The sequence below is a fragment of the Amycolatopsis sp. CB00013 genome, assembly GCF_001905755.1.
GTDB classification, from domain to species: Bacteria; Actinomycetota; Actinomycetes; order Mycobacteriales; family Pseudonocardiaceae; genus Amycolatopsis; species Amycolatopsis japonica.
Genome location: NZ_LIWC01000007.1, coordinates 528,033 through 549,664, shown reverse-complemented (window position 1 = coordinate 549,664; position 21,632 = coordinate 528,033). Strand labels below are relative to the sequence as shown.

The window sequence follows — 21,632 nt, the reverse complement described above, 5'->3', positions numbered from 1 at the left end:
AGCGGAAGCAGGGGGCAGCTTTCCGTCATCGCAAGCCTGCCGGTTGAATGGACCGCGGTGGAGGCGAACGAGACGCGGTCGGTGTTCGGCAAGCTCCTGCTCGAGCACCGGCGGGCCGCGGGATGGACGCAGGGGCGGCTGGCCGAGGCCTCCGGTATCAGTGTCCGCGCCCTGCGCGAGCTGGAACGCGGCCGCGCGCGGGCCGCCCAGCGACGCTCCGCCGAGGTGCTGGCCGACGCGCTCGGCTTGACCGGCCGTGACCGCGAGTTCTTCCTGACCGTCGCCAAGCAGGGGCGGCGCCGGAATCCGGCGCTGGCCGCCCAGGTCGCGGCGACCTGCGCGCTGCCCGCGCCCACCGCGGATCTGTCCGGCCGCGAGAACGAGCTGGACCAGCTTTCCGCGAAGGTCGCCGAGGGCGGTGGCGTGGTCGCGATCGTCGGGCAGGCCGGGGTCGGGAAGACCGCGCTCGCGGTGACGGCGGCGGATCTGTGGCGCGCGGAGTTCCCGGACGGGGGCTACGCGGTGGACCTGCGCGGGATGGACGAGGAACCGCTCAGCGCCCGGGCCGCGCTCGACCGGCTGCTGCGCGCGCTGGACGTCGCGCCGGGGCAGGTGCCCGCCTCCGAAGCCGAACGGTCGGCGTTGCTGCGGATGCTGCTCGAAGGACGGAAGGTCCTGCTACTTCTCGACAACGCCGCCGACGAAGCACAGATCCGTCCGCTGCTGGTCGCCGGGCCCGGTTCCCTCACCCTGATCACCTGCCGTCGCACTCTCGCCGGGCTCGAAGGCGCCCGTTGGCTGGGGCTCGAACCGTTGTCGGACGACGGCGCGACCGGACTGCTCGCCAAGATCGTCGGCGCCGACCGGATCCGCGCGGAGCCAGCCGCGGCCCGCGAACTCGTCGAACTGTGCGGATTCCTGCCGCTCGCGGTCCGGATCGCGGGCAACCGGCTCGCCACCCGGCCGCAGTGGTCCCTTGCCCAGCTCGCCGACCGGCTGCGCGACGAAAGCACCCGGCTGCGCGCGCTCGCGGCGGGCGATCTGCAACTGCGCTCGGCCTTCGACCTGTCGTATCGCGCGGTCTCGGCCGAGGCACGACGGCTGTTCCGGCGGCTGGCGACCGTGCCCGGCGCGGATTTCGGCCTGGAGCTCGCGATCGTCGTCTCCGGCGCGGCCGCCGCCGACGTACGCGATCATCTCGACGAACTCGTCGACGCCAGCCTCCTGCAGACCACGGCGGAACCCGAACGGCATCAGTTCCACGACCTGATCCGTCTGTTCGCGGAGGAACGGTTCGAGGCGGAAGAGGAGCCCGCCGCGCGTGACATCGTGCTCGCCCACCTGCTCGACAAGGCGGCCGAAGCGGCCAGGTTGTTCTATCCCAAGGCATCCGACACCGGCCGGTTCGGCTCGCGGGACGAGGCCGCCCGCTGGCTGGACGTCGAAGGCGGGAACTGGGTCGCCGCGCATCGGCTGGGGGCGCGGAAGGGACGGCATCAGCAGGTCCGCGACCTCGCCATCGCCTTGCACTGGTACTCCGACGGACGAAGTGCCCAGCGGCCGTGGTGGGAGATCTTCTCGCTCGGTGCCGCCGCGGCGGGCGCGCTCGGCGACGCCGGTGCCGAAGCGAAGCTGCTCAACTTCGTCGGCTGGGCCGCCAGCGTTTGTCTCGGTGACGAGAAGGGTGCCGTGGCGGAGCATCGCCGCGCGCTGGACATCGCCGTCCGGATCGGCGACCAGGTGGAGCAGACGTGGGCGTGCATCTACCTCGGCCAGGTGCTGCGGTTGACCGGGCAGGGCGAGGAAGCGTTCGAGTTCGCGAAGCGCGGGTACGAACTGGCGCACGAACTGCCGTTCTGGGACGGCCAGACCACGGCGCGGAACATGTACGGGCGCGCGTTGCTCAACGCCGGACGGCACACCGAGGCGCTCGCCGTGCACCGGGCCGTGCTCTCCGACGCCGAACGGCTGGCGGGCGACACGTATCCCGATTTCCACCGGCTGCTGAAGACCCTGACCCTGCGCGCCATCGGCGACGTGCTCGCCGATCTCGCCGAATGGCGGGAAGCGGCGGGCCAGTACCGCACCAGCCGGTGGCTCGCCTGGGAAGGCGGTTTCGGCGGGCTGGAAGTGATCAGCGCGATCCGCGAGGGACGGGCTTGGCGGGAGGCCGGCGCCTTCGACGAGGCCAGGGAATGCCTGACCCTGGCCGTGGAGCTCTCCCCCGGGCCGTCGTTCAGCGCGTGGCGGGAACAGGCTTTGGCCGAGCAGGCGCTCTTGCCCGAGTGATCGGCGGCTCGTGCGCCAACTAAGCTTCGGGCCGACGGAGCGGGAGGGCCGATGACCAACGCGGACGGGCAGAGCCCGCGGGAGCGCTATCGCGACCAGGTGCGCGCGGAGATCAAACAGCACGCTTGGGAGCAGATCGCCACCGCCGGGGTGCCCGCGCTGTCGCTCAACGCGATCGCGAAACAGGTGGGCATGAGCGGTCCGGCCCTGTACCGGTACTTCGCCAGCCGCGACGACCTGATCACCGCGCTCATCCGCGACGCGTACCGGAGCCTCGCCGACACCGTCCGGGCGGCGTTCGACGGCGGTGCCGACCTGGCCGGTCTCGCCGTCACCATCCGGGACTGGGCCCGGAGCGACCCGCAGCGCTATTTCCTCATCTACGGCACACCCGTCCCCGGCTACCACGCGCCCGAAGACACCACCGCCATTTCGAGCGAGGTCATGGCCGTGCTGCTCGAAGCGTGCCGCGCGATCCCCGTGGACGGCCCGGAAACCCCGTTCGACAAGCACCTGGACGGTCACCGTGACTGGGCGGGCGACGATCCGGCCCCGTCCGCGACCCTCCACCGCGCGCTCGCCTTCTGGACCCGCCTGCACGGTGTGCTCTCGCTCGAACTCGCCGGCCATTTCACCGGAATGAAATTCGACCCCGATCTGTTGATCTCGGACGAGCTGGACGACCTCACGACCCGGTGACCGGCCGATCGCCGTCGCACTGAACCTTTCCCGCCTCTCGAGCGTCTTGCCCTGTGACGTTGCCACGGTTGACATGCAACGTTGTAACGTTATAGCTTCTAAGTACCGCAAGAGCTACTAACATGGTTATCCGGGCGCTTCGGGGGGACTTCGATCATGATTCACGGGGAGAAGATCAGCAGAAGGACCGACCGCGTCAGAGTCGCCGTGCACGCCCCGGATCTGCTGGCCGGGCTGGGCACGACGAGCATCCTCGGCGCCGACGAGCGGCTGGACGTGCTGTCCGACGCCGACCTCGGGTCCGCCGAAGTCGTCGTGACCGTCGGCGACTCGATCGGCGACGGGGTTTTCGCCTTCCTGCGCCAGGTTCGCGCCGCGTCGTCGCTCCCGGCACCACCGAGATGCGTGATCGTCACCGACCATTTCCCGGTCCAGGTCCTGATGACGGCCATCGAATGCGGCATGGCCGCGCTGCTGCCGCGGCGCGACCTTGACGGCGAGCACCTCGTGCGGACGATCCTCGCGGTCAGCCAAGGCGCGGGCGCGCTGCCGCCGCGGCTGCAGGGCAGCCTGCTCTCCCAGCTCGAACGGATTCAGGAGGACCTGCTGGTCCCCAACGGGCTCGCGTTGTCCGGGCTGTCGGACCGGGAACGCGAGGTGCTCCGCCTGCTCGCCGACGGCCATGGCACGGAAGAGATCGCGGCCAAACTCGCCTATTCGGAGAGCACGGTGAAGAACGTCCTCCACCGCGTGATGTCGCGATACGGCCTGCACAACCGCACGCACGCCGTCGCCTTCGCGCTGCGCACGGGCTCGATCTGAAGAAGCCGTCCAGAGTGGACGAAGAAGGCGAACATTTCCCCGCCCCCTTCAACTTATAGCGGACATGGGGGCTTGCGGCAAGGCCCCGGTCGTCCCCCAGAATTGCCCGCCGAAGCCGGAAACTGCGGAAACGGGAGTCGCATAGTGCGTGTTTTGCTGACGTCGTGGGGGTCACGCGGGGATGTCGAACCTTTGGTGGCGCTCGCGATCGAAGTGCGGGAACTCGGCGCGGAAGCGGTGGTGTGCGCGCCGCCGGACGAGGAATTCGTGAAATTGCTGGAGCAGGCCGGTGTGCCTTCGGTGCCGCTCGGCCCGACGGTGCATTCGGTGGTCGCCGGGCCGAAACCGCCGACGGGGGAAGACGCGTTGAAGCTTGCCCCGGCGCTGGTGGCCGCCCGGTTCGAAACACTTTCCGCCGCGGCGGAAGAAGGGTGCGACGCGATCCTCGCGACCGGCCTGCTGCCCGCCGGCGCGCGGGACGTCGCGGAGAAACTCGGAATTCCTTACGTGTACGCGTGTTTCCACACCTTCGGGCTGCCGTCGCGGCATTTCGCCCCGGGGATGCGGCCGGGCACGCCGTCGCCGGAGGGCGAGACCGACAACCGGGTGCTGTGGCGGCAGGACGCCGAACGCGTCGACGCCCTGTACGGCGGCGCGCTCAACAGTCACCGGGCGGCGATCGGGCTGCCGCCGGTGGACAACGTCCGCGATCACGTCTTCACCGGTTCGCCGTGGCTGGCGGCGGACCCGGTTCTGTGCCCGTCGGAGGGGATGACGGATCTCGACCTCGTGCCGACGGGAGCGTGGATCCGGCCCGACGATCGGCCGCTCCCGGCCGATCTGGAGGAATTCCTGCAAGCCGGTGAGCCGCCGGTGTACGTGGGCTTCGGCAGCATGGCCGCGTACGCGCCGAAGGACATCGCCCGGGTCGCCATCGAGTCCGCCCGCGGACTGGGACGGCGGATCCTGCTCGCCCGCGGCTGGGCGGGTCTGGCTTCGATCGACGACGCCGGCGACTGTTTCGTCGTCGGCGAAGTCAATCAGCAGGCGCTCTTCCGCCGGGTGGCCGCCGTCGTGCACCACGGTGGCGCGGGCACCACGACGACGGCCTCCCGGGCGGGTGCGCCCCAGGTGGTCGTCCCCCGGATCGCGGACCAGCCGTTCTGGGCCGGGCGGGTGGCGGAGCTGGGAATCGGTGTGGCACACCAGGATCCGCTGCCGACCGTCGAATCCCTGACCGCCGCGCTCACCACGGCCCTCTCCCCCGGAACCGGCGCGCGGGCGAAGGCCGTGGCGGACACGATCCGGACCGACGGGGCGACGGTGGCCGCGAAAATGCTCGTGAGTGTTAAGGACGGCTAGAACTGTTTAGCACTCACGCGGTTTGAGCATCTCCTCGCACCACTGACGGAAGGTGGTCGGCGTGGTGGCCGCCGGGGTCCGCGGTTCGGCGTTGTCGATACCCGCCTCCTTCGCGGCCATCATGTCGACCATCCCCTGCGCCATCGCCTCGGACCAGCCGTGTTCGAGCTGCGTCGCGCGGAAGGCGTCCATGGGCACCCGCTGATAGCGGACCGGGCGCCCGAGGACGTCGGACATGATCTCCGCGAGATCGTTCTGGGACAGGTCTTCCGGACCCAGGACCGGAACGTCCGCGACCCCCTGCCACGACCGGTCGAGCAGCCATCCGGCCGCCACTTCGGCGATGTCGCGAGTCGCGCAGGTCGGCGCCCTGAGATCGCCGGAAAGCGGGCCGAAGAAGACACCGTCCTCGCCGATCGATCCGGCCTGCCACAGGATGTTGTCCATGAACGTGGGCATAGTCAGCGCGCGGTAGGCCACGCCCGTGCCCGCGATCAGGTCGTCCATGGCGTGCGAGGCCGACAGGTATCCGGTGTTCTCCGCGAAGCCGCGGCCGAGCGCCGAGATGCCGACCACCCGCGACACGCCGTGCTTTTCGATGGCCGCGCAAGCCGGCCGGGTGAAGTCCAGATAGGCGGCTTCGAGGCTTTCGGCCCGGCGGTCCGCGGCGACCAGCCAGAAAACGGTGTCGGCGCCGGCGAAGGCTTCGTCGACGACAGCGGCGTCGCTGTGCGAACCCTTGACGATCTCGACGTGCTCGCGGACGTGGTCGGGCAGACGGGCGGGATCGCGGGCGATCACGCGGATCGGTTCGCCACTTTCGAGAAGGGTGCCGAGCACCCGGCTGCCGATCTGTCCGGTCGGCGCGGTGACGACGATCATGAAGACTCCGAGGTGATAGGGGATTTTCGACGTCACCCAGTCAAGCCACGAAGGCCGTCGAGCTGAAGGATCGCCTCGGTCGCCATTGATACCCTGGGGATATGAGTGACCTGGAGACGCGGCAGCTCAACTACTTCGTCGCGGTCGCGGAGGAGCTGCATTTCGGCCGGGCGGCCGAGCGGCTTTCGATGGCGCAACCGCCGCTGTCCAGGGCGATCCGGGACCTCGAACGACGGCTGGACGTCCGGCTGCTCGAACGCACCACCCGTCAGGTCACGCTGACGAGCGCGGGCGAGGTCTTCCTGCGGGACGCGAGGACCGCGCTCGAAGCGGTCGCCGCGGCGGAACGGCGGGCACGGCAGGCGGGCCGCCCCGATCCCCGGCTGCGCCTGGCGTTGAAGGCCGACCACGACGCCGGCTTGCTGCCGAAGATCATCGAGGCTTACGAAGCCGAAGAAGGCGCTCTGCCGATCGAACTGGTCCTCGGCGGCCGGGGCGAACAACCGTCGCAACTGCGTGACGGTCGGGCGGATGTAGCGCTCGTGCCGTCCCCGTTCGACGCGCGCCGCCTGGACTTCGAGCCGCTGCTGACCGAACCCCGGCTCGTGGCGCTGGCGGCGAACGATCCGCTGGCGGCACGGTCTCGGCTGACCCTGGCGGATCTCGAAGGCCGCCTTCTCCCCGACGGCGCTCCCGCCGGTCAGGGTCCTTCGGCCGGTCCGCCCGCCACCGCGGCACCCCACGGTCCCGTCTCGGATCTGACACAGATCTTCAAACTGGTCGAACTCGGCGCCATCGTCTGCTTCCTGCCGGTCTCGGTGGCGGATCGCTACCGGCGGGCGGGCATCACGTACCTGCCCGTCGACGATCTGGAGCCCACGACGCTCGCGGTGATGTGGCCGCAGGGCTCCCGCTCACCGGCCGTCGCCGCCTTCGTCCGCGCGGCGACCACGGTGGTGACGACCGCGTACGCCCTCGGTCACCGCAGCTGAACGCGGCCCAGCAACCGGTCGACGACCTCGGGGAGCGGCTGTTCCTCGGGGCCTTCCAGCCACAGGACGTTCCCCGTCCGCAACGTGGCGAGGAAGGTCGCCGCGGTGAGCCTGGCCAGCTCCTGGTCGAGGCCGTGGCCCCTGGCCAGCAACACCGCGATCAGGTCGCGCTCGAGGGCGAACTGATCGCCCGCCTGCCGCGCGAGCAGCGACGGATGCCGCCGCAGCAGCCGCAGCTGCGCCACCCACTCGCGATCGGGGACGGGATGCGCGCGGTACAGCTCCCGGCAGGCCGCACGCAGCGCCTGCCAGGGCTTTTCGCCGGACGGCCTGCCTTCGACCAGCGACACCAGCAGCCCGGTGCGCTCGCGGTCGGCGTGCAGGATCGCGTCCTCTTTGTTCGCGAAGTAGTTCGAGAAGGTCCGCCGGGACACGCCCACCGCGTCGGCGATGTCCTCGACGGTCACGCCGTCGAGACCGTGCTCCATCGCCAGCCGGAGCGCGGCCTCGTGCAGTGATTGCCGCGTCGCCGCCTTCTTGCGGGTGCGGAGCGTGTCGAGGGTGTCCACCAGGACAGCGTAGCGACGGGAATAAAGTTCCCACTGTGCAAGTTTGCACAATGAGCAACAACCGCCGCTCGAAAGGACGCCATGAAGACCGAGGCACCGTCAGGGGCGATGGGACACCGGCAGGTGCTCGAATCGCTGTCCGGTCTGCTGCTCGCGCTGCTCGTGGCGATGATCAGCTCGACGGTCGTGTCGACCGCCCTGCCGCTGATCATCGGCTCGCTGAACGGCACGCAGACGCAGTACACGTGGGTGGTCACGGCCACCCTGCTGGCGGCGACGGCCACCACACCCATCTGGGGCAAACTCGCCGACCTGTTCAACAAGAAGACGCTGGTGCAGATCGCGATCGTGATCTTCGTGATCGGCTCGACGATCAGCGGGTTCAGCCAGAACACCGGACAGCTGATCGCCGCCCGCGCGTTCCAGGGCATCGGCGTCGGCGGCCTGCAGGCGTTGGTCCAGGTCGTGATCGCGGCGATCATCCCGCCGCGTGAACGCGGCCGCTACAACGGTTACCTCGGCGCGGTCATGGCGGTCGCCACGGTCGGCGGGCCGCTGCTCGGCGGCCTGATCGTGGACGTGCCGTGGCTCGGCTGGCGCTGGTGCTTCTTCGTCGGCGTGCCGATCGCGGTGGCGGCGTTCATCGTGCTGCAGCGGACCCTGAAACTGGAGACCGTGCGCCGGGAGAACGTCCAGGTCGACTACCTCGGCGCCGGGCTCATCGCCGCGGGCGTGAGTGTGCTGCTGATCTGGGTCTCGTTCGTGGGCAACGGCTTCGACTGGCTGTCCTGGCAGACGGCCCTCATGGTGGCGGGCGGCGTCGTGCTCCTCGTCCTCGCCGTGCTGGTGGAACGGAAGGTCCGCGAACCCGTCGTCCCGCTGCACATCATCACCCAGCGCACCCCGGCCCTGGCGATCGTCGCGAGCCTCGCGGTCGGGATGGCGATGTTCGGCGGCGCGGTGTTCCTCGGCCAGTACTTCCAGATCGGCCGCGGCTACTCCCCCACCGAAGCCGGTCTGCTGACCATCCCGCTGATGGGCGGCGTGCTCGTCTCCTCGACCGTGTCCGGTCGCCTGATCAGCCGCACCGGACGGATGAAGCCGTACATCGTGGCGGGCACCATCACCCTGGTGATCGGTTTCCTCGGGCTGGGCACCGTCGACCACGCCTCGCCGCTGTGGCTGGTGGGCATCGCGATGGCGGTGGTCGGCATCGGGGTCGGCATGACGATGCAGAACCTCGTCCTCGCCGTGCAGAACACCGTGCCGCTGCGGGATCTGGGCGCGGCCAGCGCGTCGGTCACGTTCTTCCGGTCGCTCGGCGGCACCATCGGCGTCTCGGTGCTGGGCGCGGTACTCGCGAACCGGGTCACCGCCGACCTGTCCACCGCGCTGCACGTGCCGGCGGGGAGTGCGTCGACGGGCGGCGTCAGCGCGCTGAACCTCAAGGCACTGCCGCCGGAGGTCCAGACGATCGTGCACACCGTGTACGGCGACGCGACCGCGCACATCTTCCTGATCTCCGCGGCGGTGGGCGTCGTGGGCGTGATCGCGGCTTTGCTGCTCAAGCCGCTCACCCTGCGCACCACGCTCGACGTGGAGACGGAGCCGGAAGTCCCGGTCGCGCGATGAACGGGGCCTTCGAGTCCACTGTGGAGCGTTTCGGCCCGCCCCGGCATCACACGGGGCGGGCCATCCTGGCCGGGGTCGACGGCTCCGACACGGCGATGCGGGCGGCCGCCTTCGCCTTCGGCATGGCCCGGCGCGAGGGCGGCAGGCTGATCGTCGCCTTCGTCTGCCGTCCGACGCTCGGCCCCGCGGTCGCGGCGACGGTGGAACTCGACACGGCGACGCGGCTCTACGAAGAGATCCGCGAGCAGATCCGCACGGCGGCCGACGAGCTGGAAGTGCCGGTCAGCTTCCTGAGGATCTTCGGCGATCCGTACACCGCGCTGCGCGACACCGCCGACCGCAGCCTGGTCGACACCGTCGTGGTCGGCGCCTCACAGCAGGCCGGACACCGGTTCGCGGGGTCGGTCGCGACCAGGCTCATCCGGACCGGGCACTGGCCGGTGCTGGTCGTTCCCTGACGACCGGCCGCCGAGGAACGACACGGCCCCCACCGCCGCGACGACGAGCGCACAGCCCGCCAGCTGCAGCGGTGTCGGCCACTGGCCGAGCAGCGCGGCCCCGAACAGGATCGCGGCGGCGGGTTGCAGCATCAGCACGGCGGACCCGCCGCTCGCGGGCAGCGCGGACAGCGCGCGCCCGATCAGGAGCCAGCCGAGCACCTGCCCGGTCACGGCCAGCACGAACAGCCAGACCAATGCCGACACCGGCGGCGTGACGTCGAGATTCCCCGCGAACAGCCCCGAAAGACCGCCCACGCTCGCCGACGCCGCGGTCGCCGTGGCGAGCATCGTCGTACGGCCGCCGCCGTCGGTTCCGGCGCGGCGCAACAGGATCAGGTACCCGGCGTAGGCCACGCCCGCCAGTACCGCCATGACGGTTCCGTACCAGGGATCGCTGCCCGCGGCACCGCCGTCCGCCAGTCCCCCGGCCACCGCCGTCCCCGCCAGCATCACCGGGATGGACAGCCAGAACGCCCGCGGCGGTCGTTCGCCGAACCACAGCAACCCGGCCAGCGGGACGAGGACCACCTGGACGTTCACCAGCGCCGTGGCGACGCCCGCGCCGACGGAGAGGATGGCCTCGCTCCAGAGCACCATGTCGATCCCGAGCAGGACACCGGCCAGCACGTGCCTGCGTCGCGCGGCCGGGGTCGGTCGCTGTCCTCGCTCGCGGGACCGCGCCAGGATCACCAGGATCGGCAACGCGAATAGGCAGCGGAAGAACGTCGCCGTCGTCGAGCTGACGCCGGACAACGCGACGAGCGGGGCGGACAGGGCGATCGCGAGGGCTCCGAGCACTCCTTGTACCCGCGGATCGATGAGGATTCGGTGGTGCCGCATGTCTTCGATTCGATCGCACGACGACCGCGAGGACCAGCGAGATCCTCTTACCCCGAGGGTTAAGCTCGGCTAATGAGTGGCGATCTGTCCAATGTGGAACGGCTGCGGATGCTGCACGCGGTGTGGCGGCGGGGATCCCTCGCCGCGGCGGCCGAGCTGCTGCACGTGACGCCGTCGGCGATCTCCCAGCAGCTGACCAAACTGGAACGGGAGGCGGGCACCGGGCTGCTCGTGCGGCACGGGCGCGGCGTGCGGCTCACCCCGGCGGGACTGCTGCTGGCGCAGCGCTCGGACCGGGTGCTCGCCGAACTCCGCGCCGCCCGCGCCGATCTGGACTCCCTGACCGGCGAGACGACCGGCGTCGTCGAGATCGGCGCGATTCCCTCGGGCGTGCACACGTTCATCACGCCCGCGCTCACCGGGCTCGCCGTCCGCCACCCCGGCATCGAGGCGCGGCTGCACGAGGTCGAACCCGAGGTGGCCCTACCCGCGCTGGCCGACGGCGTCTTCGACGTCGTGGTCGTCGAAAGCTGGGAGAACCTGCCGCTCACCCGGCCACCCGCCACCCGCTGGACCGAACTGCGCGACGACTCGGCGATGATCGTGCTCCCGGCCGGACATCCGCTGGCCGGGGCGGATTCGGTGCGCGCCGACGAACTCGCGGAGGAGATCTGGGTCGCGTGGGCGCGCCCGACCCTGGCGAACGCCTGGATCCGCCAGACCCTGCGCGAACGCGGGATCGAGCCGATCGTGCGGCATACGGTCAGCGGTTTCGGCACGCAGTTCGCCGTCGTCGCCGGGCTGGGCGCGGTCACGCTGGTGCCGAGTATGGCCACCACGATCGCGCCGCCGACGGTGGTGTGCGCCCCGCTCGAACCGGCCCTGCACCGGCAGCTGTACGCCGTGCAGCCGCAGGGGGAAACACGGCCGGCCGTCGCGGAATGCGTCGAGGCACTGGTGGGGGCCGCGAGATCTTGGGGCTCGTGAGTGGCCTGACAGGGGTTGCGAAAGTGGCTTTCGCAACGTTGAAGGTTGCGAAAGTGGCTTTCGCGACACACCACCAGAACCTTCACGGACCAAGACATCCTTGGTTATCGAGGGATAAGTCAAAGGTGGCATGGTCGCGGGCGGGCCATGGTGGGGTGAAGGCTCCCTTCGCCGCGTCTAATGCGGCGAAGGGAGCCTTCACCCCGGTCACTCACCCGCGCCGACCACGCCACTCACGAGGCGGATCAGGCGCGGCCGCAGAGGGCGTGGTCGATCACCGGCTCGACCGGATGCACCTCCGGCAACGGGGCGCCGGGGATGTACGGCGTGAGGGTGTTCAGCGAGACCATCACGCTGCGCTTACCGTCTTCGGTCACGCCGTTCCCCGTCAGATAGCCGGGCAGCGCGCCGCCGTGGCCCCAGTAGGCGCCGCAGGAGCTGGTCGTCTTCTGGAGGCCGAGACCGTACTCGCCGAGCCCCGGCGCGGGCACGGTCTTCTTCATTTCGGCCAGCAGCGCGGGTTTGAGCACCTTGCCGCCCAGCAGGGCCCGCAGGAACTTGTTGCCGTCCTCGGTGGTGCTGTTGATCGAACCGTCCGCTCCCCCGCCCATCGACGGGTTCATCAGCGTCACGTCCACCCGCCGTCCGAGCAGCGGCGGGTTCGAACCCTCGACGACGAACCGGTCGTAGCCGCGCGCGTGCGGCGCGGGGATGAACGGCGACGTATGGGGCAGGGTGGTCTCGCGCAGGTCCAGCGGGCGGACGATCCGGTCGATGATCGCCCGCCGCCAGTCCTGGCCGGTCACTTTCTCGGTCACCAGCCCGGCGAGCACGTAGTTGGTGTTGGAGTAGCCCCAGCTCTTCCCCGGCGCGAACTCCGGCGGCTTGCCGACCGCCAGTTTCACCGCCTCCGTCGCGCTGAGCTCGTCGAACCGGTGACGCAGGAAGCCCTTCTCGGTGAAGACGTCGAGTTCCGCCATGTAGTCGTGCAGACCGCTGGTGTGCTGCAGCAACTGCCGGATGGTGATGGCCTTGCCGTCGTTGCCGTTCCCGCTCACCACCCCCGGCAGCCACCGGTCCACGGTGTCCTCCAGGGAAAGCCGTCCCTCACCGACGAGCTGGAGCATCGTCGCGGACAGGAAGGTCTTGCTGAAACTGGCGATCCGGAAGTGGCCGTTCCACGGCATCGGGGTCCTGGTCCGCAGATCGCCGTGACCGCTGCGCACCTTGAAGCTTCCCCTGTCCGTGCTCACCTCCATGAGCACGCCGGGAGAACCGTTCGCCACGAGCGTGTCGGCGTCGCGCTGCAGTGTCCGGTGCAGGGGTGGCGCCGCGGACGCGACGGCCGGGGAAACGAGCGTTGCCGCGCAGAGTACGGCGATGACCACTGAAGTGCGTTTCATACCGGCAAAACTACGAAGCCGCGGGCATACCGGGCATCGGCTTGGAGGACGATGTCGCCTCCCTCCCTGGTACTAATGGAGCACAGGGATCTCCTCAGGGTTTCAGGTCCATCCGGAGGAACGTGGTGACGCGGAGGAGTTTCGGCGGACGCGTCACGCCGTCGGGGAACTCGTCCGGTCCGACGAGCCGGGGTCTGGCGAGGGCCACTTCCCGTCCATCGATCCGAAGCCGCGCCTCCCGTGCCGCCAAGATGTTGCGCACCCAGTCCGCGTCCGGGCCGTACACCGGGACGAACAGGTAGCCGCCGTCGACGGGATGCGCGTCGAGCGGCGTGTGGTGGGTCTTTCCCGACGTGCGGCCGACGTGGATCAGCACCGGGTACTTCCCGCCGGCGATCGCGCGGGGGTTGAAGACCCGTTTGTTGACGTGTCCCCACCATCTCGGCATCGGCATCGTGCTCTCCTCTCGATGGCCTTACACTCGTAAGGCTGACTTACGCCTGTAAGGTTGTCAACGTGCCGCCTCGCCGATCACTGACCAGGGAACGCGTACTGGAAGCCGCGATCGAAGTCGCCGACCGCGGCGGCGTGGAGGCGATGACGATGCGCCGCGTCGCGCGGCATCTCGGCGTCGAGGCCATGTCGCTGTACCACCACGTGCCGAACAAGGACGCGATCCTCGACGGCGTCGTCGACGCCGTGTTCGCCGCGATCGAACTGCCCGGCGCCGAAACCGGCGATTGGCGGGAGGCGATCCGCGTACGGGCTTCGTCCGCACGCGCGGTGCTGTCGCGGCACAGCTGGGCACTCGGTCTCGTGGACTCCCGCCGGAATCCGGGGCCGGCGACCCTGCGCCACCACGACGCCGTCTTGGGCGTGCTTCGGCGGGCGGGATTCACGCTTCCCATGGCGGTGCACGCGGTCTCGCTCATCGACAGCTACATCGGCGGTTTCGTGCTGCAGGAGGCGAATCTCCCGGCGAGCGGGGAGGTCGCGGAAGTCGCGGACGACATCCTGGAACATCTACCGCCGGGCGAATTCCCTTATCTGGCCGAGGTGATCACCGGCCACGCCCAGCATCCGGACTACGACCACACGAGCGAATTCGACTACGGGCTCGACCTCATCCTGGAAGGTCTCGAAGCCCGCCGGAGATGACTCAGCGCGTCAGGCCCGGCAACACCAGGGCGAGCCGTGCCACCGGCGGCAGCGGCGACGGCTCCGGCACGGCCCGGAAGGCCTGGATCACGAGCGCGGCGAACCGCCGGGACGCCGCGACCTGCGCGGCCGCCGAAGCGGCCTGGATTCCGTTGTTGGCCATGAGCATGAGGATCAGGTCGTCGAGGACGAAGTCGGGCCGCAGTCTTCCGGCGTCCTTGGCCCGGCCTGCCAGCTCGGCGATCGCCTTGAGCGCGTGGTCGCGGGCCGCGGTGAAATCCATCGCCTTGGGGAAGGCCGAGACGAAGGCGGCCGTGAAACCCCGGTCGCGCGAGTGCAGCTCGCAGATCTTCTCGATCACGGAACAGAAGCCACGCCACGGATCCGGGTCGGCCAGCCCGTCGTCCACGACGATCTGACAGGCGCGCATCTGGTCGGCGAAGGCCTCCGTCGCCAGGATCTCCTTGGTCGGGAAATGGCGGTACAGCGTGGCTGGGCCGACTTCGGCGCGGCGCGCGACCTCCCTCAGCGGCACGTTCAGGCCTTCGGTGGCGAACAGCGCGCGAGCCGCTTCGAGGATGCGTTCCCGGTTGTCCAGGGCGTCGGAGCGCGGGATCCGAGGCAAACGATCGGTCACCACTCTCACTTTAGCCGAAACGGACGGGGGCGTCCGTTAACGTCCGCCGCGGCAGTGATCGACGAGCAGGAGACGAAAAATGCGCGCAGTCGAGATCCGGACGTTCGGCGCCCCCGAGGGCCTCGCCGTGATCGACCTCCCCTCCCCCGTCCCCGCCGAGGGGGAAGTGCTGATCGGCGTGGAAGCGATCGGCGTCGGCGGCGTCGACACCGTGATCCGGAGCGGCGCCCTCGCCGGTTTCGGTTTCCGGGAAGGGCACATCCCCGGCAACGAGGTCGCGGGCACCGTCACCGCGGTCGGCGACGGTGTCGATCCGGCCTGGGCCGGGCGGCGCGTCTGGGCGTTCACCGGCGAGGCAGGCGGCTACGTGGAACAAGTCGCCATCCCGGCCGAGAAGGTGGTGCCCCTGCCCGACAACCTGCCCGCCGCCGACGCGGTGGCGGTCGGCACTTCTGGCATGGTGGCCCGGTTCGCGCTCGCCCACGCCCATTTCGCGGCGGGCGAATCGGTGCTGGTGCGCGGGGCGGCAGGCAGCATCGGGATCATGGCCGTGCAGCTCGCCGCGAGCGGTGGCGCGAGCGCCGTGGCGGTGACAACGTCCTCGTCCGAACGCGGCGACCGCCTGCGCGAGCTCGGCGCGACCCACGTCCTCGACCGCTCCGGCGCGGGCGACGGCCCGGCGGGTTACGACGTGATCATCGACATCGTGTCCGGTGTGGACATGCCGTCCTTCTTCGACAGGCTGAATCCGAACGGCCGCCTGGTCGCCGTCGGCGTGGTCGCGGGAATGCCGCCGTCGGACTTCGGCGCGAAACTGATGGCGTCGTTCCGGAAGTCCTTGTCGTTCGCCGCCTTCAGCGCGGACTCGATCCCCGAGCCGGATCGGCTCGCGGCGAGCGCGGACCTGTTCGCCGCGGCGGCGCGCGGTGAACTGCGTTCCGTGGTGCACGAGCTGCTGCCACTGGAGAAAGCCGTTCTGGCGCACCGGAAGATGGACGACGGCGAGGTGTTCGGCAGGATCGTGCTGACTCCGTAGCCAGGTCCATTGTGGAGCGCCCTTGTCACCCGGTCAGTGCAAGTTTCCCCATCGCGTGCGCTCTCGCACTAGGCTGCCCACTCGTGCCCGATCCGATGCCCGAGGGACCCGGCTTCACGGCGGTCGATCTGCGGCCGCTCTCCGAAGGCGAGGGCACCGGCGCGTACTGCGTGAACGACGCGGGGACGATCGTGGGCGAGTCGGGTTCGTGGCCGGTGTGGTGGGACGGCGACGGTGCCCCCACGCCTTTTCCGATCCTCGACGGCTGTTCCGGCGGCCGCGCGATCAGCGTCAACGCCGCGGGACTCGTGGTGGGCTCGCTCTACGTCGGCGAGCACCTCCGGCCGGTGTGCTGGCGGCCCGACGGCCGGGTGTGCGCGCTCGAACTCCCCGACGGCGCGGTCTCCGGCACGGCGTGCCGGGTGAACGCACGCGGATCGGTGCTGGGCAACGTGATGTGGCCAGGCTACCGGTGGCGGGCGCTGCGCTGGGGACCCGGCGGTGAGGCCGTCGAACTCGCCGCCCTTCCCGGCGACGGCGAGACGCAAGGCCACGACCTGAACGGACTGGACGAGGTCGTCGGCTCGGCCAAGAACGGCACGGGCACCCGGACCGCGGTGCGCTGGACGGCCGAGGGAAAGATCAGCAAACTGCCCCCGCCACGCCGCGCGACGGCCTGCGGGATCACCGACTCCGGCGCCATCCTCGGCGACGGGGTCGTGTGGAACCGCGACGGCGGCACCGTCCTGCTGACCGGTGACCCGGAGTTCTCCGCGGGCCAGCTCGTCCGGATCACCGGGCGCGGTGTCGCGATCGGCTGGGGTGTGACCGCGGACCGGCGCGGCACCTGCGCGCGCTGGGATCCCGACGGACGCCCCACCGTGCTCCGGCCCTTGCCGTCGGACGACGCCACCACGTGTTTCGACATCGACGACGCCGGGACGGTCGTCGGCGAATCCGCCGGCCAGGGCACGGTGCGGCCGGTCCGCTGGGACGCGGACGCGACACCGCTCCCGCTCCCGTCGCCTGCCGGGCTCACGGCGATCGTGGCCCAGCACATCAACGCGAGCGGGACCGTCATCATCGGCTACGGCTTCGCCGCGGACAGCTCCACTTATCGCGGGATCGCCTGGTTCCGTTCGTGATCACGACGGCTCGATCGCCCGCCGCATCGCCTCATCGAGCGGGCTCCCGAGCCGGAGTGCCGCCAGCCCGGCGGCGAAGATCGCGCCGGTGACCGCGCCGACCATCGCCGCGGCGTCGATCTCGTCGAGTTCGCCTTCGCAGGATCGGCACAGCGCGGCCGAAAGCCGCTGCTGAGCGTCGAACGCCCGCTGCAGCATCGTCGCGCGCAACGACGGCACCGACGTGATCAGCTCCAGGCGGATCCGCTCCGGTTCGCCCGCCGGATCACGGAGCCCGGCTCCGGCCTCGGCCAGCATCCGCAGCATCGCCCGCCGCAGAAGCCCGGCCGGCGTCTCGCCCGCCCCACGCGCCATGAGCACGTCAAGCCCCGCGTCCAGGATGCGTGACCCGTCTTCGGTGAGGACCAGGTCCTCCTTCGTGGCGAAGTGATTGAAGAACGTCGCGGGGGACACCTCGGCGGCCGCGGCGATCTCGGCGGTGGTCGTCCCGTCGTAGCCCTGCCGCTCGAAGAGGCGATACGCGGTTTCGATCAACGTCTTCCGGGTGCGCCGCTTCTTCCGTTCGCGCAAGCCCGCCGGTTCGGTCATGACGCCAGCATACTGGATGAACTCCAAAAGTAGAGTTACTCTAACTTTGGAGTCACTGGGAGGAGAAGAACCATGACCATCGACGCGTTCCTCGACCGGCTGGAGTACCGCGAGCCCGTCCGGCCCGATCTGACCACCTTGCGGAACCTGCACCGCGCGTGGCGGCTGCGAGTCCCCTACGAGAATCTCGACGTGCAGCTCGGCAGGCCGATCCTGCTCACCCCGGAGGCGTTGACCGACAAGTTCGCGCGCCGCGGCCGTGGCGGCCTCTGCTACGAAATGAACGGAGCGCTCGGTCTCTTGCTGAAGGCGGCCGGCTTCGCGGTGACCGTCGTGGAGTCCGCCGTCCTGCGCTCGACGCGCGGCGAAGGCCAATGGGGCAACCACATCGCCCTGCTGGTCGACGTCGACGGCGAGGTTTGGCTCGCCGACACCGGGATCGGGGACGCGTTCCTCGAGCCGCTCCTCCTGCGGGAAGGCACGCACCGGCAAGGAGAACTGACGTTCCGGATGGAACGTCTCGACAGCGGGACCTGGCGGGCGCACCACCATTCCGGCGGCGCGATCGACTCCTGGGACTTCCGCACCGCACCCCGCGAGATCGCCGAGTACGCCGAGCGCGCGCGGACCAAATCACCGGATTCCGTGTTCGCCAAGGTGCTCGTGGCGCAACATCATCGCGACGGCCGCGAGCTCGCCCTTCGCGCGCGAACGGTCAAACGCGGCGACGGAGACCGCCACACCCTGTCCTCTCTGGACGAATTCGCCGGGACACTGCGGGAGTTCCGGGTCCCGCTGGACGACATCGGCGCCGACGAGCTGGCCGCCCTGTGGGCCAAGACCGAGGAACAACACGAAACCTGGCTGGCCCTTCAGGGATTGAACCCGCGCGTCCGGGGTATGCCCTGATCATGGAAGTCGACGCCGTCGTGGTCGGGTCGGGGCCGAACGGCCTGGTCGCGGCCAACCTGCTGGCCGACGCGGGCTGGGAGACGCTGGTCATCGAGGCGACGCCGAAGCCCGGCGGCGCGGTGCGGACCGAAGAACTCACCGCGCCGGGTTTCCGGAACGACATCTACAGCGCCTTCTACCCGCTCGGAGCGGCGTCGCCGGTGCTCGCCGGGCTGGGCCTCGAGGAGCACGGCCTGCGCTGGCGGCACGCCCCGGCGGTGCTGGCGCATGTGCTGCCCGACGACCGGTACGTCCTGCAGTCCCGCGACCTCGAACGCACCGCGCGTTCCGTCGCGGAGTTCGACGAACGGGACGCGGACAACCTGCGGGCCGAACACGCGAGCTGGCGGCGTCTGCGCGAGCCACTGCTGGACGCGATCGTGCGTCCCTTTCCGCCGGTGCGGTCGGGAGCGCGGCTGTTCAAGACGCTCGGCACCGCGGAGTCGCTCCGCCTGGCGAGAATGCTGACGCTGACCGCTCGCGGGTTCGGCAAGGAGAAATTCGACGGTGCGGGCGCCCGGCTGCTGCTCGCGGGCAACGCGATGCACACCGACCTCGGCCCGGACCAGGCCGGGAGCGGTGTCTTCGGCTGGCTGCTGACCATGCTCGGCCAGGACGTCGGGTTCCCGGTCCCGGAGGGCGGGGCCGGACGGCTGACCGACGCGCTGGTGAACCGCCTGACCGCCAAGGGCGGCGAGATCGTCTGCGGCACTCCGGTCACCGAAGTGATGCTCTCGGGCGGCCGGGCGGTGGGTGTCCGTGACGCGGACGGGCGGACGGTTCGTGCCCGCCGGGCCGTGCTCGCCGACGTCCCCGCTCCGGTGCTGTACCGGGATCTCGTCGGTGCCGAGCATCTGCCCGCGCGGCTGATGTCCGATCTGGACCGGTTCGTCTGGGACGACGCCACGATCAAGGTGGACTGGGCGTTGTCCTCACCCATCCCTTGGGGCGCCGCCGAAGTCGGGCAGGCGGGAACCGTCCACATCGGAGCGGATCTCGACGGGCTCGCCGGCATCGCCAACGATCTCGCCTGCGGGCGGGTGCCCCATGACCCCTTCCTGCTGCTCGGGCAGATGACCACCGCCGACCCGACCCGCTCCCCCGCCGGGACCGAATCGGCCTGGGCCTACACCCATGTACCGAGGGGCGAATCCTGGCCGGATTCCCGGTTACGGCACCACGCCGACCGGATGGAAGAGGTCATCGAAAGGCACGCGCCCGGCTTCCGCGACCTGATCGCCGGCCGCGCGATCGCCGGGCCCGCCCAGCTGCAGAAAGGAAACCACAGTCTGGTGGAAGGCTCGATCAACGCCGGGACCGCGGCGATCCAGCAACAGCTCTTCTTCCGGCCCGTCCCCGGTCTCGGCCGGGCCGACACCCCGATCGACCGGCTCTTCCTGGCGTCCGCGTCGGCGCATCCCGGCGGGGCGGTGCACGGCGCCCCCGGATCGAACGCCGCCAGGGCCGCCCTCGCCAGGGACGGCTGGGCCGGTTCCGTCTACCGGGCGACGGTGCGTGCCGCGCATCGCGCCGTCTACCGATGAGGACGCCGCGGATGAAGATCGTCGTCACCGGCGCGAGCGGGAACGTCGGGACCGCCTTGCTCCGGACCCTGAAAGGCCACGAAGTGATCGGGGTGGCACGCCACCGGCCCGATACGACCGCCGCGCCCTATTCGTCGGCCCGCTGGGTCCAGCAGGACGTCGGCGCGAACGACGCTTGGGAGACGCTGACCGAGGTCTTCGACGGCGCGGACGCTGTCGTGCATCTCGCCTGGGCGATCCACCCGCGCGCGGACGATCCGGCGATGCGCCGCACCAACGTCGCGGGCAGCGCGAACGTCCTGCGCGCGGCCGCCGACGCCGGCGTGGAGCACATCGTGTGCGCGTCCTCGGTGGCCGCCTACACCCCGGCCGCCCGCTGGCGCGAGGTCGACGAGGACTGGCCCTGCGGCGGGCTCGCCGAAAGTGCTTACAGCGCGGGAAAAGCGGCTTTCGAGGCGCAGCTGGACGAGTTCTGCCATCATTACCCGGACATCGGCGTGGCACGGATCCGCCCGTGCGGCGTCGTGCAGCCGGACGCGGCGGCCGAGTTCTCCGGATGGCTGCTCAGCCCGCTGGCGCCGCCGTTGCCGCTCGGCGGCGACTGGCTCCCGGTACCCTTGTGGCCGGGCCTGCGGATGCAGGTGGTGCACTCCGACGACGTGGCGCAAGCGATCCGGGCGATCCTCGACCGTCGCGCGACCGGGGCGTTCAACCTCGCCGGTGAGCCGGTATTGAAAAGCCGCGACCTCGCCAAGCTGGCAGGCGGGCTCAGGATTCCGGTACCGCTGAAGCTGCTGACCACGCTGGCTTGGCCGAGCTGGCGGCTGGGTCTGCAACCCCTGCACCCGTCCTGGTTGCGCCTGGCCGATCGAGCGTCCCTTGTGGACACTCGACGCGCGCGAGAGGAACTCGGCTGGCGGCCGCGGCACGACCCGGCGGCGACGATCACCGATCTCCTCGCCGCCATCCGCGCCGGGCGCCACGGCGACAGCCGCCCCCTCGACCCGCCGCGGGACCGGATCCGGTTCGGGCGGCCGAGCCATCAGGACCAGTCCGCCGGCTAGTGAGGTAGCGGTGGGGTGTTGCGAAAGCCACTTTCCCAACGTTCAACGTTGCGAAAGTGGCTTTCGCAACGCGATCTCAGACCTCGGCACGCCCCTTCGCGAGATCCGCGAGACGCCGTAAGGATTCCCGGTTCCGAGGCACCAGGAAGAGCGCCTGCGCCGCCTCCGGCAACACGCGGCCCGGGCCGCGGGTCGCCTGCTCGGACATCAGGATCTCCGTGGTCCCCGGCTCGGTTTCCCGCAGTTCCAACCGGATCCGGGCGGTACCGAACGGCCAGGCCCGCGCCTCGAGTTCGAGCAGCCGCGGCGGGTCGGCGACGTGCACCTTGGTGACGTCGTCGAGCAGGACAGGCCAAGACCCGACGCAGTGATGGATGCGCGTTCCCCGCGCGGGCCAGCCCTTGTCCACGTCACGGATGTGGGAGGCGCCCACCACCCAGGCCGCGTAAGTCCACCCGTCGGCGAGCACTTCGAACACGCGCTCGGGAGAAGTGTCTACCGTCATCTTCACGTCGACCATGAACCATCCCGC

At 70.4% G+C, this 21,632-nt stretch carries 22 protein-coding genes; 14 read left to right on the top strand and 8 right to left on the bottom strand.

The window, feature by feature from the left end; genetic code table 11:
• Window positions 1-57: 57 nt before the first annotated feature.
• From AMK34_RS39160 to AMK34_RS39145, 4 genes are all read left to right on the top strand, one after another.
• Window positions 58-2,289: an ATP-binding protein gene (locus AMK34_RS39160; protein ID WP_073848894.1), complete on the top strand. Its 2,232-nt coding sequence runs from the start codon at window positions 58-60 to the stop codon at window positions 2,287-2,289.
• Between the two features lie 51 nt (window positions 2,290-2,340).
• Window positions 2,341-2,988 carry a TetR/AcrR family transcriptional regulator gene (locus AMK34_RS39155; RefSeq protein WP_038511008.1) on the top strand — a complete coding sequence of 216 codons (648 nt, stop codon included), beginning with the start codon at window positions 2,341-2,343 and terminating at the stop codon, window positions 2,986-2,988.
• A 156-nt stretch (window positions 2,989-3,144) separates the two neighbouring features.
• On the top strand, window positions 3,145-3,810 hold the full coding sequence (locus AMK34_RS39150; RefSeq protein ID WP_037345255.1) for a helix-turn-helix transcriptional regulator: 666 nt from the start codon (window positions 3,145-3,147) through the stop codon (window positions 3,808-3,810).
• Window positions 3,811-3,954: 144 nt separating this feature from the next.
• Complete coding sequence (locus AMK34_RS39145; protein ID WP_073848892.1) at window positions 3,955-5,172, top strand: glycosyltransferase; 1,218 nt, start codon at window positions 3,955-3,957, stop codon at window positions 5,170-5,172.
• Window positions 5,173-5,178: 6 nt separating this feature from the next.
• On the opposite strand, the gene AMK34_RS39140 is transcribed toward AMK34_RS39145, so the two are convergent.
• Complete coding sequence (locus AMK34_RS39140; RefSeq protein ID WP_073848890.1) at window positions 5,179-6,054, bottom strand: NAD(P)H-binding protein; 876 nt, start codon at window positions 6,052-6,054, stop codon at window positions 5,179-5,181.
• A 101-nt stretch (window positions 6,055-6,155) separates the two neighbouring features.
• Between AMK34_RS39140 and AMK34_RS39135 the strand changes: the two genes are divergently transcribed.
• Entirely contained in the window at window positions 6,156-7,046 is an 891-nt protein-coding gene (locus AMK34_RS39135; protein WP_073848888.1) for a LysR family transcriptional regulator, read from the top strand.
• Here AMK34_RS39135 and AMK34_RS39130 read toward each other — a convergent pair.
• Window positions 7,034-7,615, bottom strand: coding sequence for a TetR/AcrR family transcriptional regulator (locus tag AMK34_RS39130; protein ID WP_073848886.1), 582 nt, complete (start codon window positions 7,613-7,615; stop codon window positions 7,034-7,036). The two genes, AMK34_RS39135 and AMK34_RS39130, sit on opposite strands and share 13 nt — an antisense overlap.
• An 81-nt stretch (window positions 7,616-7,696) precedes the next feature.
• Between AMK34_RS39130 and AMK34_RS39125 the strand changes: the two genes are divergently transcribed.
• Window positions 7,697-9,247 carry an MDR family MFS transporter gene (locus AMK34_RS39125; RefSeq protein WP_073848884.1) on the top strand — a complete coding sequence of 517 codons (1,551 nt, stop codon included), beginning with the start codon at window positions 7,697-7,699 and terminating at the stop codon, window positions 9,245-9,247.
• Window positions 9,244-9,705: a universal stress protein gene (locus tag AMK34_RS39120; RefSeq protein WP_073848882.1), complete on the top strand. Its 462-nt coding sequence runs from the start codon at window positions 9,244-9,246 to the stop codon at window positions 9,703-9,705. The genes AMK34_RS39125 and AMK34_RS39120 overlap by 4 nt, the downstream gene beginning before the upstream one ends.
• Here AMK34_RS39120 and AMK34_RS39115 read toward each other — a convergent pair.
• Window positions 9,619-10,587, bottom strand: coding sequence for a DMT family transporter (locus AMK34_RS39115; protein WP_073848880.1), 969 nt, complete (start codon window positions 10,585-10,587; stop codon window positions 9,619-9,621). The two genes, AMK34_RS39120 and AMK34_RS39115, sit on opposite strands and share 87 nt — an antisense overlap.
• 72 nt (window positions 10,588-10,659) lie before the next feature.
• Between AMK34_RS39115 and AMK34_RS39110 the strand changes: the two genes are divergently transcribed.
• Entirely contained in the window at window positions 10,660-11,574 is a 915-nt protein-coding gene (locus AMK34_RS39110) for a LysR family transcriptional regulator (RefSeq protein ID WP_073848878.1), read from the top strand.
• Between the two features lie 245 nt (window positions 11,575-11,819).
• Here AMK34_RS39110 and AMK34_RS39105 read toward each other — a convergent pair whose 3' ends face one another.
• Together AMK34_RS39105 and AMK34_RS39100 are read right to left on the bottom strand one after the other, a co-directional pair.
• Window positions 11,820-12,977, bottom strand: a complete 1,158-nt coding sequence (locus AMK34_RS39105; RefSeq protein ID WP_073848876.1) for a serine hydrolase domain-containing protein — start codon at window positions 12,975-12,977, stop codon at window positions 11,820-11,822.
• Window positions 12,978-13,071: 94 nt separating this feature from the next.
• Complete coding sequence (locus AMK34_RS39100; RefSeq protein ID WP_073848873.1) at window positions 13,072-13,431, bottom strand: nitroreductase/quinone reductase family protein; 360 nt, start codon at window positions 13,429-13,431, stop codon at window positions 13,072-13,074.
• A 62-nt stretch (window positions 13,432-13,493) separates the two neighbouring features.
• On the opposite strand from AMK34_RS39100, the gene AMK34_RS39095 reads away from it, so the two are divergent.
• On the top strand, window positions 13,494-14,135 hold the full coding sequence (locus AMK34_RS39095; protein ID WP_198941832.1) for a TetR/AcrR family transcriptional regulator: 642 nt from the start codon (window positions 13,494-13,496) through the stop codon (window positions 14,133-14,135).
• A 1-nt stretch (window position 14,136) separates the two neighbouring features.
• On the opposite strand, the gene AMK34_RS39090 is transcribed toward AMK34_RS39095, so the two are convergent.
• Window positions 14,137-14,772 (bottom strand): TetR/AcrR family transcriptional regulator, encoded by a 636-nt coding sequence (locus AMK34_RS39090; RefSeq protein ID WP_073848868.1) that lies wholly within the window; start codon window positions 14,770-14,772, stop codon window positions 14,137-14,139.
• Window positions 14,773-14,851: 79 nt separating this feature from the next.
• Here AMK34_RS39090 and AMK34_RS39085 point away from each other — a divergent pair, with 79 nt between their 5' ends.
• Together AMK34_RS39085 and AMK34_RS39080 are read left to right on the top strand one after the other, a co-directional pair.
• Entirely contained in the window at window positions 14,852-15,808 is a 957-nt protein-coding gene (locus tag AMK34_RS39085; RefSeq protein ID WP_073848866.1) for a zinc-binding dehydrogenase, read from the top strand.
• An 83-nt stretch (window positions 15,809-15,891) separates the two neighbouring features.
• Entirely contained in the window at window positions 15,892-16,953 is a 1,062-nt protein-coding gene (locus AMK34_RS39080; protein ID WP_083650127.1) for a hypothetical protein, read from the top strand.
• Here AMK34_RS39080 and AMK34_RS39075 read toward each other — a convergent pair whose 3' ends face one another.
• Window positions 16,954-17,541 (bottom strand): TetR/AcrR family transcriptional regulator, encoded by a 588-nt coding sequence (locus AMK34_RS39075; RefSeq protein WP_073848861.1) that lies wholly within the window; start codon window positions 17,539-17,541, stop codon window positions 16,954-16,956. It abuts the gene before it with no gap.
• Between the two features lie 72 nt (window positions 17,542-17,613).
• On the opposite strand from AMK34_RS39075, the gene AMK34_RS39070 reads away from it, so the two are divergent.
• From AMK34_RS39070 to AMK34_RS39060, 3 genes are read left to right on the top strand one after another with little or no spacing between them, the layout of a single operon-like run.
• Window positions 17,614-18,450, top strand: a complete 837-nt coding sequence (locus AMK34_RS39070; protein ID WP_073848858.1) for an arylamine N-acetyltransferase family protein — start codon at window positions 17,614-17,616, stop codon at window positions 18,448-18,450.
• Window positions 18,451-18,452: 2 nt separating this feature from the next.
• Window positions 18,453-20,036 carry a phytoene desaturase family protein gene (locus AMK34_RS39065; protein ID WP_073848855.1) on the top strand — a complete coding sequence of 528 codons (1,584 nt, stop codon included), beginning with the start codon at window positions 18,453-18,455 and terminating at the stop codon, window positions 20,034-20,036.
• Between the two features lie 11 nt (window positions 20,037-20,047).
• Window positions 20,048-21,100 (top strand): NAD-dependent epimerase/dehydratase family protein, encoded by a 1,053-nt coding sequence (locus tag AMK34_RS39060; protein ID WP_073848853.1) that lies wholly within the window; start codon window positions 20,048-20,050, stop codon window positions 21,098-21,100.
• Window positions 21,101-21,176: 76 nt separating this feature from the next.
• Here AMK34_RS39060 and AMK34_RS39055 read toward each other — a convergent pair whose 3' ends face one another.
• A complete protein-coding gene (locus tag AMK34_RS39055) occupies window positions 21,177-21,620 on the bottom strand; it encodes an SRPBCC family protein (protein WP_073848849.1) in 444 nt (147 codons plus the stop codon).
• Window positions 21,621-21,632 lie beyond the last annotated feature (12 nt).

Coding starts and splice junctions, on each gene's coding strand:
- AMK34_RS39155 (WP_038511008.1), top strand. CDS start 2,341: ATGACCAACGCGGACGGGCAGAGCCCGCGGGAGCGCTATCGCGACCAG.
- AMK34_RS39150 (WP_037345255.1), top strand. CDS start 3,145: ATGATTCACGGGGAGAAGATCAGCAGAAGGACCGACCGCGTCAGAGTC.
- AMK34_RS39140 (WP_073848890.1), bottom strand. CDS start 6,054: ATGATCGTCGTCACCGCGCCGACCGGACAGATCGGCAGCCGGGTGCTC.
- AMK34_RS39135 (WP_073848888.1), top strand. CDS start 6,156: ATGAGTGACCTGGAGACGCGGCAGCTCAACTACTTCGTCGCGGTCGCG.
- AMK34_RS39125 (WP_073848884.1), top strand. CDS start 7,697: ATGAAGACCGAGGCACCGTCAGGGGCGATGGGACACCGGCAGGTGCTC.
- AMK34_RS39120 (WP_073848882.1), top strand. CDS start 9,244: ATGAACGGGGCCTTCGAGTCCACTGTGGAGCGTTTCGGCCCGCCCCGG.
- AMK34_RS39115 (WP_073848880.1), bottom strand. CDS start 10,587: ATGCGGCACCACCGAATCCTCATCGATCCGCGGGTACAAGGAGTGCTC.
- AMK34_RS39110 (WP_073848878.1), top strand. CDS start 10,660: ATGAGTGGCGATCTGTCCAATGTGGAACGGCTGCGGATGCTGCACGCG.
- AMK34_RS39105 (WP_073848876.1), bottom strand. CDS start 12,977: ATGAAACGCACTTCAGTGGTCATCGCCGTACTCTGCGCGGCAACGCTC.
- AMK34_RS39100 (WP_073848873.1), bottom strand. CDS start 13,431: ATGCCGATGCCGAGATGGTGGGGACACGTCAACAAACGGGTCTTCAAC.
- AMK34_RS39085 (WP_073848866.1), top strand. CDS start 14,852: ATGCGCGCAGTCGAGATCCGGACGTTCGGCGCCCCCGAGGGCCTCGCC.
- AMK34_RS39075 (WP_073848861.1), bottom strand. CDS start 17,541: ATGACCGAACCGGCGGGCTTGCGCGAACGGAAGAAGCGGCGCACCCGG.
- AMK34_RS39070 (WP_073848858.1), top strand. CDS start 17,614: ATGACCATCGACGCGTTCCTCGACCGGCTGGAGTACCGCGAGCCCGTC.
- AMK34_RS39065 (WP_073848855.1), top strand. CDS start 18,453: ATGGAAGTCGACGCCGTCGTGGTCGGGTCGGGGCCGAACGGCCTGGTC.
- AMK34_RS39060 (WP_073848853.1), top strand. CDS start 20,048: ATGAAGATCGTCGTCACCGGCGCGAGCGGGAACGTCGGGACCGCCTTG.
- AMK34_RS39055 (WP_073848849.1), bottom strand. CDS start 21,620: ATGGTCGACGTGAAGATGACGGTAGACACTTCTCCCGAGCGCGTGTTC.